The following is a 15,230-nucleotide window of genomic DNA, read 5'->3' as shown; positions in this document are numbered from 1 at the left end:
ACTAGAACCTGTTACAGGCGCTTGTGTATCGCTTCCGCGGCGGCGACCAGGTCGGCAGCCCAACGCGCGCCGGGTCGCCTGCCCATGCGATCGATGGGGCCCGATACGGATACCGCCGCAATCACAGTGCCTGCCGCGTCGCGCACCGGAGCGGAGACGCTCGCGACGCCGCTGGCGCGTTCGGCAGCGCTCTGAGCCCAGCCACGCTTGCGTACCTCGGCCAGCGCGCGCTCGCCGAATACCGCGTCGGCGAGAATCGTGCGTTGCAGTTCCGAATCGGCCCACGTGAGCAACACCTTGGCCGCGGATCCCGCGGTGAGTGGCAGCCGGGAGCCGATCGGGACGGTATCGCGCAGGCCGACGGTCGGCTCGAGTGCGGCGACGCAGACCCTCGCATTGCCGTCGCGGCAGTAGATCTGCACGCTTTCGCCGGTGATCTCGCGCAGCCGGGGCAGAATTGCCGCCGCGGCCTCGTGCAGCGGATCGGAGGCGCCCGTGGCGAGCTCGGCAAGTGCGGGGCCGGGGCGCCACAGGCCGTTGTTGTCGCGGGCCAGCAGGCGGTGTACCTCGAGGCCGACGGCCAGGCGGTGGGCGGTCGCGCGTGGCAGGCCGGTGCGGGTGCAGAGGTCGTTGAGACCGCAAGGATGCTCCACGACGGCGTACAACACCGACACCGCTTTGTCGAGGACGCCGATACCGCTATGCTGTCTCATAGAACGATACTAGCGTCTCGGATAGTGAGATTGCCAATGCTGGTGGATTCCGGTGTCGGCCGCTCGCGGATATCCGGTCGGCGCTATCTGCAAACTTTTATGCAACCGGCGCCGCGCTCTCAGCCCAGATCGCGGACCGGATGCTCGTCGGAAAGGGTGATCCATAATGGCCGACCGCGCACGCACGCTGGCCGAGAAGGTATGGGAACAACACGTCGTCGCTCGCGGCGAGGGCGAAGGCGCTTCGCGTGAGCCGGATCTGATCTACATCGATCTGCATCTCGTGCATGAGGTGACCAGTCCGCAGGCCTTCGACGGGCTCCGCGCGGCCGGTCGGCCGGTGCGCAGGCCCGATCTGACCATCGCGACCGAGGATCACAACGTCCCGACGACCGACATCGATAAGCCGATCGCCGACCCGATTTCGCGCACCCAGGTGGAAACGCTGCGACGTAATTGCGCGGAATTCGGTGTGCGACTGCATCGGATGGGTGATCTGGATCAGGGCATCGTGCACGTCGTAGGGCCGCAGCTGGGTCTGACCCAGCCCGGCACCACCGTGGTGTGCGGCGATAGCCATACCTCCACGCACGGCGCATTCGGCGCGCTGGCAATGGGTATCGGTACCAGCGAGGTCGAACACGTCCTTGCTACCCAGACGCTCTCGCTGCGCCCATTCAAGACCATGGCGATCACCGTCGACGGGCAATTGCCGGACGGTGTCACTAGTAAGGACCTGATTCTCGCCGTCATTGCCGAGATCGGCACCGGCGGCGGTCAGGGCTACGTGCTCGAGTATCGCGGCGATGCGATCCGCGCCATGTCGATGGAAGCGCGAATGACCATCTGCAACATGTCCATCGAGGCGGGCGCAAGGGCCGGCATGATCGCGCCGGATGAAACAACCTACGAATTCCTGAAGGGCCGCCCGCACGCGCCGCAGGGAGCCGACTGGGATGCCGCAGTGGCCGCCTGGGATGGGCTTCGGACCGATGAGGGCGCGACTTTCGATGCCGAGGTTCACATCGACGCGAATGCACTGACGCCGTTCGTCACCTGGGGCACCAACCCAGGACAGGGTTCGCCGCTGGGGGATGTCGTGCCCGATCCGGCGCGGATTGCCGATGAGACGGCTCGCGAGTCCGCGGAGAAAGCGTTGCGATACATGGATTTGGAGCCGGGAACTCCACTTCGGGAGGTGGCGATCGACACGGTATTCGTCGGTTCGTGCACCAACGGGCGCATCGAGGATTTGCGTTCGGTGGCCGCGATTTTGAAGGGACGCAAGGTCGCCGATGGTGTCCGAATGTTGGTTGTACCGGGCTCGATGCGAGTTCGCGCGCAAGCGGAAAAAGAAGGACTGGGCGAGATTTTCACCGCGGCGGGCGCCGAATGGCGTCAAGCCGGTTGCTCTATGTGCTTGGGAATGAATCCGGATCAGCTGGAACCGGGGCAGCGTTGCGCGTCGACATCGAACCGCAACTTCGAGGGTAGGCAGGGCAAAGGTGGCCGCACGCACCTGGTTTCTCCGCTCGTAGCGGCCGCGACGGCAGTCCGAGGCACCCTCGCGGCGCCCGCGGACCTGAACTGACCTACCGCGGGGAAGTTCCCGCACAAGCTGTTCCGAATCCCATCGCGTCGGTTCGAATCAATACCGATGGCAGTCCAAATCGCCTTATGACCCAGGAGAATCAAGTAATGGAAGCCTTCACCGTGCACAAGGGGATCGGTGTCCCGCTGCGCCGTTCCAATGTCGACACAGATCAGATCATTCCGGCTGTGTATCTGAAGCGTGTGACCCGAACGGGATTCGAGGACGGCTTGTTCGCCGCATGGCGATCTGACTCGGACTTCATTCTCAACACTGAGCCCTACAACCGTGGCAGTGTGTTGGTGGCCGGACCGGATTTCGGTACCGGATCCTCACGTGAGCATGCCGTTTGGGCCCTGTCGGACTTCGGTTTTCGGGTTGTCATCTCCGCACGCTTCGCGGACATCTTCCGTGGTAATGCGGGCAAGGGTGGGCTTCTTGCCGCGCAGATGTCACAGAACGATGTCGAAATGCTCTGGAAGTTGCTCGAGGAACAGCCCGGGCTGGAATTGGTTGTAGACCTCGAAGCGCGCACGGTGACAGCCGGAACCGCTGTGTTGCCGTTTGATATTGATGACTACACCAGGTGGCGTCTGCTGGAAGGTTTGGACGACATCGGGCTCACGCTACGGCGCAGTGACGCCATCGACGAGTTCGAAAAGGCAAGGCCAAGTTGGAAACCCGCCACCCTTCCAGCGCATATTTCGCAAGCGTAATCACCCAGCGTAGATAGCTGTGCACCCCTTGGAGTGGTAGCTGGACGTGTGCTAAACCACATGAATTTTGGCGTGGCACATAGACTCTTGTCCAAACTGGGTTTACCGTGGTACCTAGTCGGTCCGACGACGGGCCATTAGTCTGCGGAGGATTCAATGAACAAGGCGGAACTGATCGACGTTCTGACCGAAAAGTTGGGTACGGACAGGCGCACGGCCACCGCGGCAGTCGAGCACGTGGTCGACACCATCGTGCGCGCGGTGCACAAGGGTCAGAGCGTCACAATCACCGGATTCGGTGTGTTCGAACAGCGTAAGCGTGCGGCTCGGGTTGCGCGGAATCCGCGCACCGGTGAAACCGTCAAGGTGAAGCCCACTTCGGTGCCCGCATTCCGGCCGGGCGCTCAATTCAAGGCAGTGATTGCCGGTAAGCAGAAGCTCACCGCAAGCGGTCCCGCCGTGAAGCGCGGCGCGAATGCGCCGGTGGCAGCGACGAAGACGGCGGCGAAGAAGGCCGCCAAGAAGGCGGCCGCGAAGAAGGCCGCCGCCAAGAAGACGGCTCCAGCGAAGAAGGCGCCCGCCAAGAAGGCCCCGGCGAAGACCACGGCCCGTAAGGCGCCCGCGACCAAGGCGGCAGTGCGGAAGGCTCCCGCGAAGGCCGCAGCGGTCAAGAAGGCCCCAGCCAAGAAGGCGCCTGCGAAGAAGGTGACGGCGGCCAAGAAGACCACTGCGGCCAAGAAGACCACGGCAGCGAAGAAGGCCCCCGCCAAGAAGACCACAGCGAAGAAGGCTCCCGCCCGTCGCGGGCGCTGACGCGGAGGTGTGGCGTCGTCAAACGACGCTGTGCTGCCCGGTGATTGGGCGTTGACGGCCCGATCGCTCTCTCCTACCGGCTCGAAACGGCCCCGGGGTTCGCCCCCGGGGCCATTTCGGTGCTTCGCGCGGTCCGTCTGCTGCCGTGGCGCTCAACACCGTCAGGATTTGACGACGGCGCCCGAGAGCGAGCGGTCGAGATGGTCGGCGGCAACCAGCTTTCCAGCCGCGAACGACAGCACCCATACGCTGCCTTTGCGGTTGCGCGCGGACGGCAGTGTGATGCCGTCGCGCTGTGCCCACCAGCCGAGCAGGTCGGGAATTACCTTGCCCTGACTGCACAGCACCGGCACCGAACGATCCGATACGAGCTCGCGTACGCGCTTATGGGCGGCGTCCGGCGCTGCGGCATAACCATTTTCGGAGAACAGCGGCTCGAGGACGATGTCCGCGCCGAGTTTCTGTGCCAACGGCATCACCGTCTGGACACAGCGCGAAGGCGGAGCGGAGTAGATCTCGGATGCGCCGAATGCCAATAGATTTGGCACCAGGGCCTGCGCCTGGTGCTGTCCGGCCCGCTCCAGCGGGCGTTCGTCGTCCGGGCCGTTGAATCGGTCCCTGCGGCCCGCCTTCGAGTGCCGTACCAGCAGCAATGAGCCGGTGTCAGCGGGCAGCCTGGTAAACGCGCGTACCACCTGCCGGTCCATGGGGTAGGACAATTGGTCCATCACTCGGTCGAGCGGGTACCAGTTCAGTAGGTCGACCTCGGAATTGGCGGCGAATTCACCACCGGCGACCTCGGCGGCCCAATAGTCGACGCGCTTCAGTTTCCGGTGTCCTGGAACCGGATACGTCACATGGCCGAGATAGCGGCCGAGGCGGCAGTCCAGGCCGGTCTCTTCCCGCACCTCGCGCACTGCGGCCAGCACCGGTGTTTCGCCAGGGTCGAGTTTGCCCTTGGGCAGCGACCAATCCTGATACTTAGGGCGATGGACGACGGCGATCTCGATGACGCCCGAATCCGCGGACGAACGTCGCCATAACACCGCCCCGGCGGCGTGAATGTTCGCTGTTACCCGGGGATCCCAGATCGGGCCCCCATCCATCTCGTATCCCGTAGCCCCGGTCACGGCTGGTCCGGCCTCCGCAGTCGCATGAGGAACTGTTGGTGGTCTCTAACCTGTTCGCCGTCCCTGCCCGTCTGTTCCGGCCAGGCGTGCCAACTGCCATCGGCCTGTAGAACCCAGCAGCGGGTCATCGGATCCAGAGCGGAATCGAATACCCCGCTCATTTGCTCGGTGAGTCGTGGATCCTTCACCTGGGCCATGACTTCCACGCGGCGGTCGAGGTTGCGGTGCATCATGTCGGCACTGCCGATCCAGTACTGATCCTGCGCCTGAAAGTGCATGATTCGCGAATGTTCCAGGAAGCGGCCGAGAATCGAGCGAACCTCGATATTATCGCTCATCCCTGGAACGCCGGGGCGCAGCCCGCAGATACCGCGCACCACGATCTGGACCGGTACGCCGGCTTGGGAGGCGCGATAGAGCGCGTCGATGATCTGCTCATCGACAATTGCATTGGCTTTCAGTCGAATTCGGGCAGGGACGCCTTGCTGGGCGAGCTCGGTTTCGCGTTGGATTCGTTCGATGATTCCGGCGCGAACCCCCTGCGGCGCCACAAGTAAGTTGCGGTAGTTGGCTTTTCGTGAGTAACCGGTCAGCGAATTGAACAAATCGGTCAGATCGGCGCCGATTTCCGGTGCGGCGGTGAGTAATCCGACGTCCTCGTACAGGCGCGCGGTCTTCGGGTTGTAGTTGCCGGTGCCGATGTGGCAATAGCGGCGGATGGTGGCGCCCTCACGCCGCACCACCAGGCAGGTCTTGCAGTGGGTCTTGAGGCCGATGAGGCCGTACACGACGTGCACGCCGGCCTGTTCCAGCGCGCGCGCCCATTTGATGTTGGCCTGCTCGTCGAAGCGTGCCTTGATCTCGACCAGCGCGACGACCTGTTTGCCCGCCTCCGCGGCATCGATGAGCGCGTTCACGATGGGGGAGTCGCCGGAGGTGCGGTACAGGGTCTGCTTGATCGCCAGCACCTGCGGGTCGGCGGCGGCCTGCTCGATGAACCGCTGCACGCTGGTGGAGAACGAGTCGTAGGGGTGGTGCACCAGCACGTCACCCTCTCGCAGCGCCGCGAAGACATTGCGCGGGGTCTCCCGCTCGCCGAAGGCGGCAGGGGTGGCCGGGACATACGGTGCGTCCTTGAGGTTCGGCCGATCGACGCCATACACCTGCCACAGGCACGACAGGTCGAGCAGGCCGGGCACCTGGATGACATCGCCCGCGTCGACTTCGAGCTCCCGCAACAGCAGATCGAGCATGTGCTCGGTCATATCGTCGGAAACCTCCAGCCGCACCGGCGAACCGAAGCGCCGCCGCGCGAGTTCGCGCTCCAGGGCCTGCAGCAGGTCCTCATCGCGATCCTCATCGACCTCGAAGTCGGCGTTGCGGGTGATCCGGAACGCGTGGTGCTCGACCACCTTCATACCGGGGAACAGCTGGTCGAGATGGGCCGCGATCAGCTCCTCCATCGGCAGGAACGCCGCGATCGGAGTGCCGGAGTCGGTGCGCCGTACACGGACGAACCGGTCGACGTTATCGGGCACCTTAACCCTGGCGAAGTGTTCGCCGCCGGTGGCGGAATCCTTCACCGTCACCGCGAGATTCAGGCTCAGGCCGCTGATGTACGGGAACGGGTGGGCGGGGTCGACCGCGAGCGGGGTGAGTACCGGGAAGACCTGATCCTGGAAATGTCCCGAAAGACGCTGGCGCTCATCATCGTCCAGATCGTTCCAGTCGATGATGTCGATGCCCTCGCTGGTCAGCGTGGGCAGCACGGAATCGAGGAAGACCCGGGCATGCCGATCGGCGATCTCCTGGGCCCGTGCCGCGATGAGCTCCAATTGTTCGGTGGGCGAGCGGCCATCCGCCGAACGCACCGACAGCCCGGTCTCGGCGCGGCGCTTCAGGCCGGCGACGCGAACCATGTAGAACTCGTCGAGATTCGACGCGAAGATCGCCAAGAATTTCGCGCGCTCCAGCAACGGCAGCGACTCGTCCTCGGCGAGGGCCAGCACCCTGGCGTTGAAGTCGAGCCAGCTCAGTTCGCGGTTCAGGTAGCGATCGCGTGGCAACCGCTCCATCGTGGACTCTTCCGGCAGCGGTGTCGCGGCGGGCGGTGGCGTGGGAAGTAACTTCTGGTCGCCGACGCTCGGCTCCGACATGCGCGATGCGCGCTGATATACGGTTCGCTCGCTTCGCTCACTCACGCCGAATATCATCCCTTACCCAGTCGGCTGTGCGCAGGTCGACACCACGATTGACGTGAGTATCACGTCGAGTGTGGCGACTATTTAGCATACGTTCGGAACGTGCTCATGAACACGTTCGGGCCACCCGATGTCGTGCAGCACAGCTCGGGTGGAATCACCGGCGCCGAGGGTGACGGCACAGCTCAGATCGGCCGCGGTGTCGACATCCAATCGCAGCCCCGGCCAGATCCCGGTCAAATCAACCGCGCCCGAGGCGATATGCCTGCGCGCGGAGTCGGGTCCGAATCGGGGATCAAGCGGTGCGGTGGTGTCTCGGACAAATAGCGCGGCGGTACCGCTACCGGCGTGGTCGACCACAACCGAACGTCGTCCGAGCGGTGCGGTGGCCAGCATGTCCGACAGTTCCTCCGGGCGCAGCGCGGGCAGATCCGCCTGCAAAGCCAGCAGTTCGATCGGGCCGTGCCGCTCACGCAGGGCCGTGGCAGCGGAGGTCAGGGCGGTATTGAGGCCATCCGGGGCGGCGGGGTCGACCCGGCCGCGATACGGCTCCGGATGCACTGTGGTGCCGAGCGTGTGAGCCAGGTTTGTGACCGTCGGATCGGGGGTGACCACGGTGACCGACGCGATCTGCGGCACCGCGACAGCGGCGGTCACAGTATCGGCGAGCATGGCAAGCACCAGCCGCGCCCGATGCTCCGGGCGCAGCCGGTCGGCCAGGCGGCTCTTGGCCGTATCGAGGTTCTTCACCGCGATGACGGCGTGCACGGCGTGCGGACGCATGCGTCAATCCTTCCTTAAACACACCGGATCCGGGGTATCGGGTGCGGTGCCCATCCGGGATGGCATATTGGGCTGATGACGAGGGCGGCAGTAATGGGAGCGGGATCATGGGGGACCGCATTCGCGAAGGTGTTGGCGGAAGCGGGAACCGACGTCACGATCTGGGCCAGGCGGCCCGAGGTGGCCGAAGCATTGACGACCGACCATCGCAATCCGTTCTACCTGCCCGATGTGCAACTGCCCCCGGTGACGGCTACCCATGATCCCGCACGGGCCATCGATGGCGCCGAAATCGTGGTACTCGCGGTGCCGTCGCAGTCGCTGCGCGGAAATCTCGAACAATGGAACGACGCCATCGGCACGGCGCTGTCCGATCACAACGCGACGTTGTTGAGTGTGGCCAAGGGGATCGAGACCGGAACCCTCCTGCGAATGAGCGAGGTGATCGCTCAGGTCAGCGGCGCCGACGAGAGCCGAATCGCGGTGTTGTCGGGTCCGAACCTGGCCGGGGAGGTCGCCGCACGTCAGCCCGCGGCGACCGTGATCGCCTGCACCGACGCCGCGCGTGCGGTCGCGGTGCAGCAGGCCAGCGCGACCGGATACTTCCGGCCCTACACCAACACCGATGTGATCGGGTGCGAGATCGGCGGTGCGTGCAAGAACGTCATCGCACTGGCGTGCGGGATCGCGGCGGGAATGGGCTTGGGCGACAACTCGATCGCCAGCCTGATCACCCGTGGACTGGCCGAGATCATTCGGCTCGGTGTCGCGCTCGGCGCCCAGCCGGTCACCCTCGCGGGTCTGGCCGGCGTCGGTGACCTGGTGGCGACGTGCACGTCGCCACTGTCACGCAATCGGTCCTTCGGGTATGTCCTCGGCGCGGGCGGGTCGATGGAGTCCGCCCAGGATGCCACTCATGGGCAGGTCGCCGAGGGTGTGAAATCCTGCACATCCATTCGTGCGCTGGCCGCCGCGCACGATGTGGAGATGCCGCTGACCGACGGGGTACATCAGGTGTGCCACGAAGGCGTTTCGGTCAGTGCGGCGGTCGGCACGTTGCTCGGTCGCCGGATCAAACCGGAATAATCCATGCCTGGCCGCGATAGGCACGTAGCGCCCTGACCTCGAAGGTGTCCAGGGCAGAAGGTTAGGGAAACCGTTACAACGGGTACGGTTCGGTTCATGACGAACCGGATCAGGGTGGCTGTGGTGTTCGGCGGGCGCAGCAACGAGCACGCCGTGTCGTGTGTGTCGGCCGGCAGCGTGCTGCGCAACCTGGATCCGGAACGGTACGAGGCGGTTCCTATCGGCATAACCCGCGAGGGCAGCTGGGTGCTCGGCTCGTCCGATATCGCGGCGCTCGGATTCCAGGGGAATTCCGAGGGCGATACGGCGCTGCCGTCGGTGGACAGCGCGGGCACCGCGCTGGTACTGGCCGCCGACCCGAGCCGGTCCGGTGCGCTGGTGGCGCTCGACGATCCCGGTGCCGCATTGGGTTCGGTCGATGTGGTTTTCCCGGTCCTGCATGGTCCTTTCGGTGAGGACGGCACGCTGCAGGGCATGCTCGAGCTGACCGGTATTCCGTACGTGGGACCGGGCGTGCTGGCCAGCGCGGCGGGTATGGACAAGGAATTCACGAAGAAGCTGCTCGCGGCGGAAGGACTGCCGATCGGCCTTCAGGTGGTGTTGCGGCCGGGAACCAGCACGGTGAGTGAGGACGACCGGGTGCGGCTGGGGTTGCCCGCGTTCGTCAAGCCCGCGCGCGGTGGCTCCTCTATCGGAATTACCAAGATCACCAATTGGAGTGAGCTGGACACGGCCATCGCGGCGGCCCGCGCGCATGATCCGAAGGTGATCGTGGAGGCAGGCATCGTGGGTCGTGAAGTCGAGTGCGGTGTGCTGGAATTCCCGGATGGCCGGGTCGAGGCCAGCGTGGTTGCCGAGATCAGGATGCCTGAAACAGCGTCCGACGCCCCCGAGTTCTATGACTTCGACACCAAATATCTCGACGACGTCTGCGAATTCGACGTCCCGGCGAAGCTGGACGACGACATATCCGACCGTGTCAGGGAACTTGCCGTGCGCGCCTTCCGCGCCCTCGACTGCGAGGGCCTGGCCCGCGTCGACTTCTTCGTCACCGAGGACGGTCCGGTGATCAACGAAATCAACACCATGCCCGGCTTCACCTCGATTTCCATGTACCCACGTATGTGGGAGGCGGCTGGTGTCGATTATGCGGGTTTGGTGTCGACGCTGATCGATACGGCGATCGCGAGGGGCACCGGGCTGCGCTAGCCGATTCGTGGGGCGCGCCGGTAGTCTCGAATCATGCTCGTGGCCGTGACGATTCCGGGGTTGGCACTACTGCTTGTCGCGCTCGCCTTCACCGAGATGACGTGGCGGAAGGTGACCGGCAAGGCGTTGGTGCCCTGGATGCGTGGGACCGATCGACCGATTTCGGCGGTTGGTTTCGAGCAGTTCGACGCCGTGTTCGCGGCCGGGCGGCACCACGAATTCGCCCAGCAGCAGTCCACACTGATGCATCGAGAAAATCCCGGGGATGGTGCGCCCGGTGGGATCGATGTGGATTTGACCGCCAGTAAGGCGACGGTCCAGCATCGGGACTGAAACATGCTGCGGCAGTGGGGAAGACGTGTGCCCCGAACCGTTCTGTGGCTATCGACGGTCAGTTCGGCAGCGGACCCGGGTCGATGGCTTGCGCTGGAAGGTTCGCGGTGATGGTGTCCGAAACCTCTTGTAGGGGAGTCGGACCGGAGCCGTCGGGCACGGTCAGGGCGATGTAGGTTTCGCGGTCGACGGCGAACCAGGTGCTCGCCTTGCTTGCCGGATCTCTGGCCTCGAACCATTGGACGCCGTTCACGATTTGCAGCGCGGAGGCGCGATTGAATTCCAGCGGGCGGTCCAGGCCGCAGCGCAGCACGATCGGGTCGCCGCCGTCGGCGTGCTGCCAGGCGCGGGTGGCGGGCGGGGTGGGCTCGACGAGTTGGGACTTCGTGTAGTCGCCGAGGTCGGCGGGCAGTGCCGGGAGCAGGGCGGTGCAGGCCGGACCGGTCGCGGCTGGTGCGGGCACCGGGCCGAGTACCAGGGGTTCTCGTTCGGTAGGGGCTCGGTGCGCGAGGATCGCGGCAACTAGTACGGCCACGATCAGGACTACCGGCAAGGCGACCGCCGTGGCGATGAGTGCCGGTGAATAGCTGCTGGACGGGGCGGCGGATTCGGCGGAGCTCGCTTCGGTGTCGCCGCCGGTCGACGCGGAATCTGCGGCGGCCTGCGCTGAGGTGCCCTCCGATGAATCGGGCTTCGATGAATCGGGCTCCGACGAATCTGCCGCCATCTTTACCGGTCCTTCCAGGTCGGGTCGGTGCCAGTCGGCGTGCCGCGGCTTGTCTGTCGCGGGTGCTACGCACCGGCCCAGTAGTACTCGATTGCCCTGGTAAGAGTACCGTCGTGGCGATTCCAGCCAGCACGACGTCGGGAAGGGCCGGTCATCAGCGAGAGTACGGGGCCCAAGACGGTGGGTGAGCTGGGGGAGTTCGCGCTCATCGAGCGAATCAACGCCGGCCGGGTGCAGGCGGCGGGGGTGCTACTCGGTCCAGGAGATGATGCCGCATTAGTGGCGGCTCCGGATGGTCGTTTCGTGGTGACCACCGACATGCTGGTGCAGGGTCGGCATTTCCGGATCGACTGGTCGAGTCCACACGACATCGGGCGCAAGGCCATCGCGCAGAACGCCGCCGATGTGGTGGCGATGGGTGCGGTGCCGACCGCGTTCGTGGTCGCGCTCGGTTGCCCGGCCGATACCCCGATCGATGTGGTTGACGGGTTGAGCGCTGGAATGTGGGCCGAAGCCGCTCGAGCGGGTGGTTCTATCGCGGGCGGTGACCTGGTTCGCAGCCCGGAGATCGTTATTTCGGTGACAGCCTTCGGTGATCTGCGCGGCCGGGCGCCGATCACCAGAGCGGGTGCGCGAGTGGGCGATACGGTGGCGGTCGCGGGGCGTCTCGGCTGGTCCGCGGCGGGACTGGAGGTGCTCTCCTCCGGTATCGAGCGTTCCGATGCGTACACGGATGTGCTTGCGGCCCACCGGTTTCCGCAGCCGCCATACGCGTCGGTGCTGGACCACCTGGTCGACTCTTCCGCGATAACCGCGCCGGCCGGTCCGGTAGAAGTGCCGACCGCGCTCACCGATGTCTCCGACGGTCTGCTCGCCGATCTCGGCCATATCGCCGAGGCGTCCGGTGTCGGCATCGATCTCTCCCGCGCGGCATTGCGCGACCCGGCATTGGAGACGGTCGCCGAACACCTGGATACCGATGCGGCGCAATGGATTCTGACCGGCGGCGAGGACCACGCGTTCGCCGCGACCTGGCCGCCGGAGGCGAATCTGCCTGTGGGCTGGGTACCGATCGGCCGGGTGCGGGCAGGTCACGGCGTTACGGTGGACGGCGTCCGGCGTCCGGGGCGCGGCGGCTGGGAATCGTTCGGTGGGGCGGACTCGGTGGCCGGGCCGGAGACCCGATAGGTTGTCCGGTCATGGGCGCGAAACCATTGACGGAAATCATGGATCCTGGTTGGGCGAAAGCTCTGGAGCCGGTTGCGGAACAGATCTCGGTCATGGGTGATTTCCTGCGCGCGGAGAACGCCGCCGGCCGCGGTTACCTACCGGCCGGTGAGAACGTGCTGCGTGCTTTCCAGCGTCCGTTCGACGCGGTGCGGGTGCTGGTCGTCGGCCAGGATCCGTACCCGACGCCCGGGCACGCGATGGGACTGAGTTTCTCTGTCGCGCCCGATGTTTCGCCGGTCCCGCGCAGTCTCGCCAATATCTTCAGCGAATACAACAAGGACCTCGGGCACCCGACACCGTCGTGTGGCGACCTGAGCCCCTGGTCGGATCAGGGTGTGCTGATGCTGAACCGAGTTCTGACCGTTACGCCTCGGGAGCCCGCCTCGCATCGCGGCAAAGGCTGGGAAGCGGTGACAGAGCAGGCAATTCGTGCGCTTGTCGCACGGGACGAGCCGCTGGTCGCCATTCTGTGGGGTAAAGACGCGTCGACCTTGAAGCCCACGCTGTCCGCGGCGGAGGTGCCCTTCATCGAGTCCGTGCATCCGTCGCCGCTATCGGCGTCGCGCGGTTTCTTCGGCTCTCGTCCGTTCTCCCGGGTGAACGAACTGCTGGACGAACTCGGCGCCGAGCCGGTGGACTGGCGCCTGCCCTGAACGCTCGACCCCCATCAAGAATAGAGAATCACATGAGGAGCACTATGCACAACAAGACTGTTCGCGGCGCTCTGCGCGGCACCATCGCCACGCTGGCCCTGTGTGCCGCGCTGGCAGGCGGCGCGACCGTCGCCGGGGCGGCACCGCTGCCGCTCGAGCCCGCCACCGAGTCGTCCTCGGCTCCGGTTGCCGAGGAATTCACCTCCACCGGGTCCTCCACCATTTCCGCCTCGGTCAACGCCAAGATCGCGTGCCTGGCGATGAGGTTGTCGCTGTCGTGCTGACAGCCGATTCGTGAGCCTCGCGCAGCCGCCGCGTTGCGCTGTGCGATCCTCAGATCGTGAGTAATGCGAACAATCTTCTCGATCCGGTCAGGCTCCGGTTGGTTGGTTCAGGTGGGGTCGTACTGGTCGCCGACCAGTACGGTCCCATCGACGGCCCGCTCGTGGTGTTCCTGCACGGGGGTGGGCAGACCCGGCACTCGTGGAAGCAGACGGGCGCGAAGCTGGCTGCCGCCGGGATGCGGGTGGTCACCGTGGACGCACGCGGTCACGGTGACAGCCAGTGGGCGCCCGATGCCGACTACCGGCGCGAGACCATGGTCGATGATCTGGTGTCGGTGTTGGAGCAGCTCGGCGCCCCCGCGGTCGTGGTCGGCGCTAGCATGGGCGGGATCACCGGGCTGCTCACCACCACCGTCGACGGTGGTGAGGCTATTCGCGCACTCGTGCTCGTCGATATCGTCGCCCGGCCCGAGTCCGAGGGTGTCGCGCGGGTCATCGACTTCCTCGGCAAACATCGCGACGGTTTCGACACCGTCGACCAGGCCGCCGACGCGGTCGCCGAATACATGCCGCATCGGCCCCGGCCCAAGAGTTCCGACGGCCTGCTGCGGAATCTGCGGGAACGAGACGGACGCTGGTACTGGCATTGGGATCCCAGCATGCTCGCCAATGGTGTCGAGGACCCGACGGATAAGGCCGATCAGCTAGAGGCCGCCGCACGTAAGTTGACGATCCCCGTCCTGCTGGTGCGCGGTACCAAATCCGATGTGGTGAGCGCCGAGGGGGCCGCCGCGTTCCTGGAGCTGGTGCCGCACGCCGAGCTCGTCGAGATCGGCGGAGCGGCCCATACAGCGGCCGGTGACGACAACGATTCCTTCACCGACGCGGTGGCACGATTCGTACTGGAGACCCGGTCGCGGTGACAGCGGGCCGTGGATCGGTCATGTGTAGTCGGGTCGGCGCTTCTCGACGAAGGCGTTGACACCCTCGATGCCCGCAGCACTGTCAACGGCGGCGGTGATCGCATCGCGTTCGTGATCGAGTTGATCGCTGAGCGTCGACGAAATCGACTGCGCCAGTAGCGATTTGATGCTCGCGTAGGTGGATCGTGGTCCGGTGGCGAGGGTTCGGGCGAGTTCGCCCGCCTCGGCTCGCACCTCGTCATCGGCGACCAGCCTGCTGAGAATTCCGAGCCGCACCGCCTCATCGGCATCGAGAACGGTGTCGGTGAGCAGGATTTCACGAGCGCGGCCGATGCCGACCAGACGCGGTAGCGTCCACGACATCCCACCGTCCGGGCTCAGTCCGATTCCCGGATATGCCGGACGTAGTTTGGTAGCCGGGCCGCCGATAGCGATATCCGCCGTGCAGACCAGGCTCATGCCCGCGCCCGCCGCCCAGCCTCGCACCGCCGCGATGACCGGCACCGTGGTCGCGTCCAGTGCGCGCACGAAATCGTGCAGATCTGTTGCGAGACTGTGGATATGTGCGGCGCGGTCCTCAGCGGCCGCGAAACCGCGCACGTTGCCTCCCGCGCAGAAGTTGGCGCCCGTACCCGTCAGCAGCACCGCGCCCACCTCGGGGCCGAGTGCCCGCAGCGCTGCCGCCCCGGCGTTGATGCCCGCGAAATCCATCGAGGTGCCGTTGGCCGCGGTGGCGATGATGATCTGCAGTACACCATCGACGATGGTGACGTACTCGGTCTGCTCGGTGGAGGTCATGGTCATTCACCCTATCGCGCCCCCGACGCGGATGAACCGT

Annotated in this window: 15 protein-coding genes and 1 pseudogene; 10 read left to right on the top strand and 6 right to left on the bottom strand. The window is 65.5% G+C overall.

From position 1 onward, the window contains the following. Nucleotides 1-11: 11 nt before the first annotated feature. Nucleotides 12-713 carry an IclR family transcriptional regulator gene (locus LKE06_RS30755; RefSeq protein WP_228002952.1) on the bottom strand — a complete coding sequence of 234 codons (702 nt, stop codon included), beginning with the start codon at nt 711-713 and terminating at the stop codon, nt 12-14. Between the two features lie 166 nt (nt 714-879). Here LKE06_RS30755 and leuC point away from each other — a divergent pair, with 166 nt between their 5' ends. The 3 genes from leuC (at nt 880) to LKE06_RS30740 (ending at nt 3,833) form a co-directional block, all read left to right on the top strand. Continuing rightward, a complete protein-coding gene (gene leuC / locus LKE06_RS30750; RefSeq protein ID WP_228002951.1) occupies nt 880-2,304 on the top strand; it encodes a 3-isopropylmalate dehydratase large subunit in 1,425 nt (474 codons plus the stop codon). Nucleotides 2,305-2,411: 107 nt separating this feature from the next. Continuing rightward, a complete protein-coding gene (gene leuD, locus LKE06_RS30745; RefSeq protein ID WP_228003279.1) occupies nt 2,412-3,020 on the top strand; it encodes a 3-isopropylmalate dehydratase small subunit in 609 nt (202 codons plus the stop codon). Nucleotides 3,021-3,176: 156 nt separating this feature from the next. After that, nucleotides 3,177-3,833 carry an HU family DNA-binding protein gene (locus LKE06_RS30740; protein ID WP_228002950.1) on the top strand — a complete coding sequence of 219 codons (657 nt, stop codon included), beginning with the start codon at nt 3,177-3,179 and terminating at the stop codon, nt 3,831-3,833. Nucleotides 3,834-3,994: 161 nt separating this feature from the next. On the opposite strand, the gene LKE06_RS30735 is transcribed toward LKE06_RS30740, so the two are convergent. The 3 genes and pseudogenes from LKE06_RS30735 to cofC form a co-directional block, all read right to left on the bottom strand. After that, nucleotides 3,995-4,939: an NUDIX hydrolase gene (locus LKE06_RS30735; protein ID WP_228003278.1), complete on the bottom strand. Its 945-nt coding sequence runs from the start codon at nt 4,937-4,939 to the stop codon at nt 3,995-3,997. Between the two features lie 20 nt (nt 4,940-4,959). Beyond that, a pseudogene (locus LKE06_RS30730) lies at nt 4,960-7,086 on the bottom strand (RNA degradosome polyphosphate kinase); the annotation flags it as partial. A 162-nt stretch (nt 7,087-7,248) separates the two neighbouring features. After that, nucleotides 7,249-7,947 (bottom strand): 2-phospho-L-lactate guanylyltransferase, encoded by a 699-nt coding sequence (cofC, locus tag LKE06_RS30725; protein ID WP_228002949.1) that lies wholly within the window; start codon nt 7,945-7,947, stop codon nt 7,249-7,251. Nucleotides 7,948-8,022: 75 nt separating this feature from the next. On the opposite strand from cofC, the gene LKE06_RS30720 reads away from it, so the two are divergent. From LKE06_RS30720 to LKE06_RS30710, 3 genes are all read left to right on the top strand, one after another. Then, entirely contained in the window at nt 8,023-9,033 is a 1,011-nt protein-coding gene (locus LKE06_RS30720; protein ID WP_228002948.1) for an NAD(P)H-dependent glycerol-3-phosphate dehydrogenase, read from the top strand. Between the two features lie 96 nt (nt 9,034-9,129). Beyond that, nucleotides 9,130-10,242, top strand: a complete 1,113-nt coding sequence (locus tag LKE06_RS30715; RefSeq protein WP_228002947.1) for a D-alanine--D-alanine ligase family protein — start codon at nt 9,130-9,132, stop codon at nt 10,240-10,242. 33 nt (nt 10,243-10,275) lie between these two features. Next, a complete protein-coding gene (locus LKE06_RS30710) occupies nt 10,276-10,575 on the top strand; it encodes a DUF6191 domain-containing protein (RefSeq protein ID WP_228002946.1) in 300 nt (99 codons plus the stop codon). Nucleotides 10,576-10,633: 58 nt separating this feature from the next. Here LKE06_RS30710 and LKE06_RS30705 read toward each other — a convergent pair whose 3' ends face one another. After that, entirely contained in the window at nt 10,634-11,302 is a 669-nt protein-coding gene (locus tag LKE06_RS30705) for a DUF3515 domain-containing protein (RefSeq protein WP_228002945.1), read from the bottom strand. A gap of 180 nt (nt 11,303-11,482) precedes the next feature. Between LKE06_RS30705 and LKE06_RS30700 the strand changes: the two genes are divergently transcribed. Genes LKE06_RS30700 through LKE06_RS30685 form a run of 4 tightly spaced genes read left to right on the top strand, consistent with a single transcriptional unit; the run spans nt 11,483 to nt 14,392 of the window. Further along, nucleotides 11,483-12,490, top strand: a complete 1,008-nt coding sequence (locus LKE06_RS30700; protein WP_228002944.1) for a thiamine-phosphate kinase — start codon at nt 11,483-11,485, stop codon at nt 12,488-12,490. An 11-nt stretch (nt 12,491-12,501) separates the two neighbouring features. Next, nucleotides 12,502-13,185 (top strand): uracil-DNA glycosylase, encoded by a 684-nt coding sequence (locus LKE06_RS30695; RefSeq protein ID WP_228002943.1) that lies wholly within the window; start codon nt 12,502-12,504, stop codon nt 13,183-13,185. Nucleotides 13,186-13,229: 44 nt separating this feature from the next. Next, on the top strand, nt 13,230-13,469 hold the full coding sequence (locus LKE06_RS30690; protein WP_228002942.1) for a hypothetical protein: 240 nt from the start codon (nt 13,230-13,232) through the stop codon (nt 13,467-13,469). Nucleotides 13,470-13,525: 56 nt separating this feature from the next. Next, entirely contained in the window at nt 13,526-14,392 is an 867-nt protein-coding gene (locus LKE06_RS30685) for an alpha/beta fold hydrolase (protein ID WP_228002941.1), read from the top strand. An 18-nt stretch (nt 14,393-14,410) separates the two neighbouring features. Here the strand turns inward: LKE06_RS30685 and LKE06_RS30680 are convergent, their stop codons facing one another. Beyond that, the gene (locus LKE06_RS30680) at nt 14,411-15,190 is read right to left on the bottom strand and encodes an enoyl-CoA hydratase/isomerase family protein (RefSeq protein WP_228002940.1); all 780 of its coding nucleotides are present in this window, start codon (nt 15,188-15,190) and stop codon (nt 14,411-14,413) included. Nucleotides 15,191-15,230 lie beyond the last annotated feature (40 nt).

The sequence above is a fragment of the Nocardia australiensis genome (assembly GCF_020733705.1).
Taxonomy (GTDB): Bacteria; Actinomycetota; Actinomycetes; order Mycobacteriales; family Mycobacteriaceae; genus Nocardia; species Nocardia australiensis.
This window is presented reverse-complemented; position numbering and strand designations above follow the sequence as displayed.

Coding starts and splice junctions, on each gene's coding strand:
- LKE06_RS30690 (WP_228002942.1), top strand. CDS start 13,230: ATGCACAACAAGACTGTTCGCGGCGCTCTGCGCGGCACCATCGCCACG.
- LKE06_RS30695 (WP_228002943.1), top strand. CDS start 12,502: ATGGGCGCGAAACCATTGACGGAAATCATGGATCCTGGTTGGGCGAAA.
- LKE06_RS30720 (WP_228002948.1), top strand. CDS start 8,023: ATGACGAGGGCGGCAGTAATGGGAGCGGGATCATGGGGGACCGCATTC.
- LKE06_RS30710 (WP_228002946.1), top strand. CDS start 10,276: ATGCTCGTGGCCGTGACGATTCCGGGGTTGGCACTACTGCTTGTCGCG.
- leuD (WP_228003279.1), top strand. CDS start 2,412: ATGGAAGCCTTCACCGTGCACAAGGGGATCGGTGTCCCGCTGCGCCGT.
- LKE06_RS30755 (WP_228002952.1), bottom strand. CDS start 713: ATGAGACAGCATAGCGGTATCGGCGTCCTCGACAAAGCGGTGTCGGTG.
- leuC (WP_228002951.1), top strand. CDS start 880: ATGGCCGACCGCGCACGCACGCTGGCCGAGAAGGTATGGGAACAACAC.
- LKE06_RS30735 (WP_228003278.1), bottom strand. CDS start 4,939: ATGGATGGGGGCCCGATCTGGGATCCCCGGGTAACAGCGAACATTCAC.
- LKE06_RS30715 (WP_228002947.1), top strand. CDS start 9,130: ATGACGAACCGGATCAGGGTGGCTGTGGTGTTCGGCGGGCGCAGCAAC.
- LKE06_RS30740 (WP_228002950.1), top strand. CDS start 3,177: ATGAACAAGGCGGAACTGATCGACGTTCTGACCGAAAAGTTGGGTACG.
- cofC (WP_228002949.1), bottom strand. CDS start 7,947: ATGCGTCCGCACGCCGTGCACGCCGTCATCGCGGTGAAGAACCTCGAT.
- LKE06_RS30705 (WP_228002945.1), bottom strand. CDS start 11,302: ATGGCGGCAGATTCGTCGGAGCCCGATTCATCGAAGCCCGATTCATCG.
- LKE06_RS30680 (WP_228002940.1), bottom strand. CDS start 15,190: ATGACCTCCACCGAGCAGACCGAGTACGTCACCATCGTCGATGGTGTA.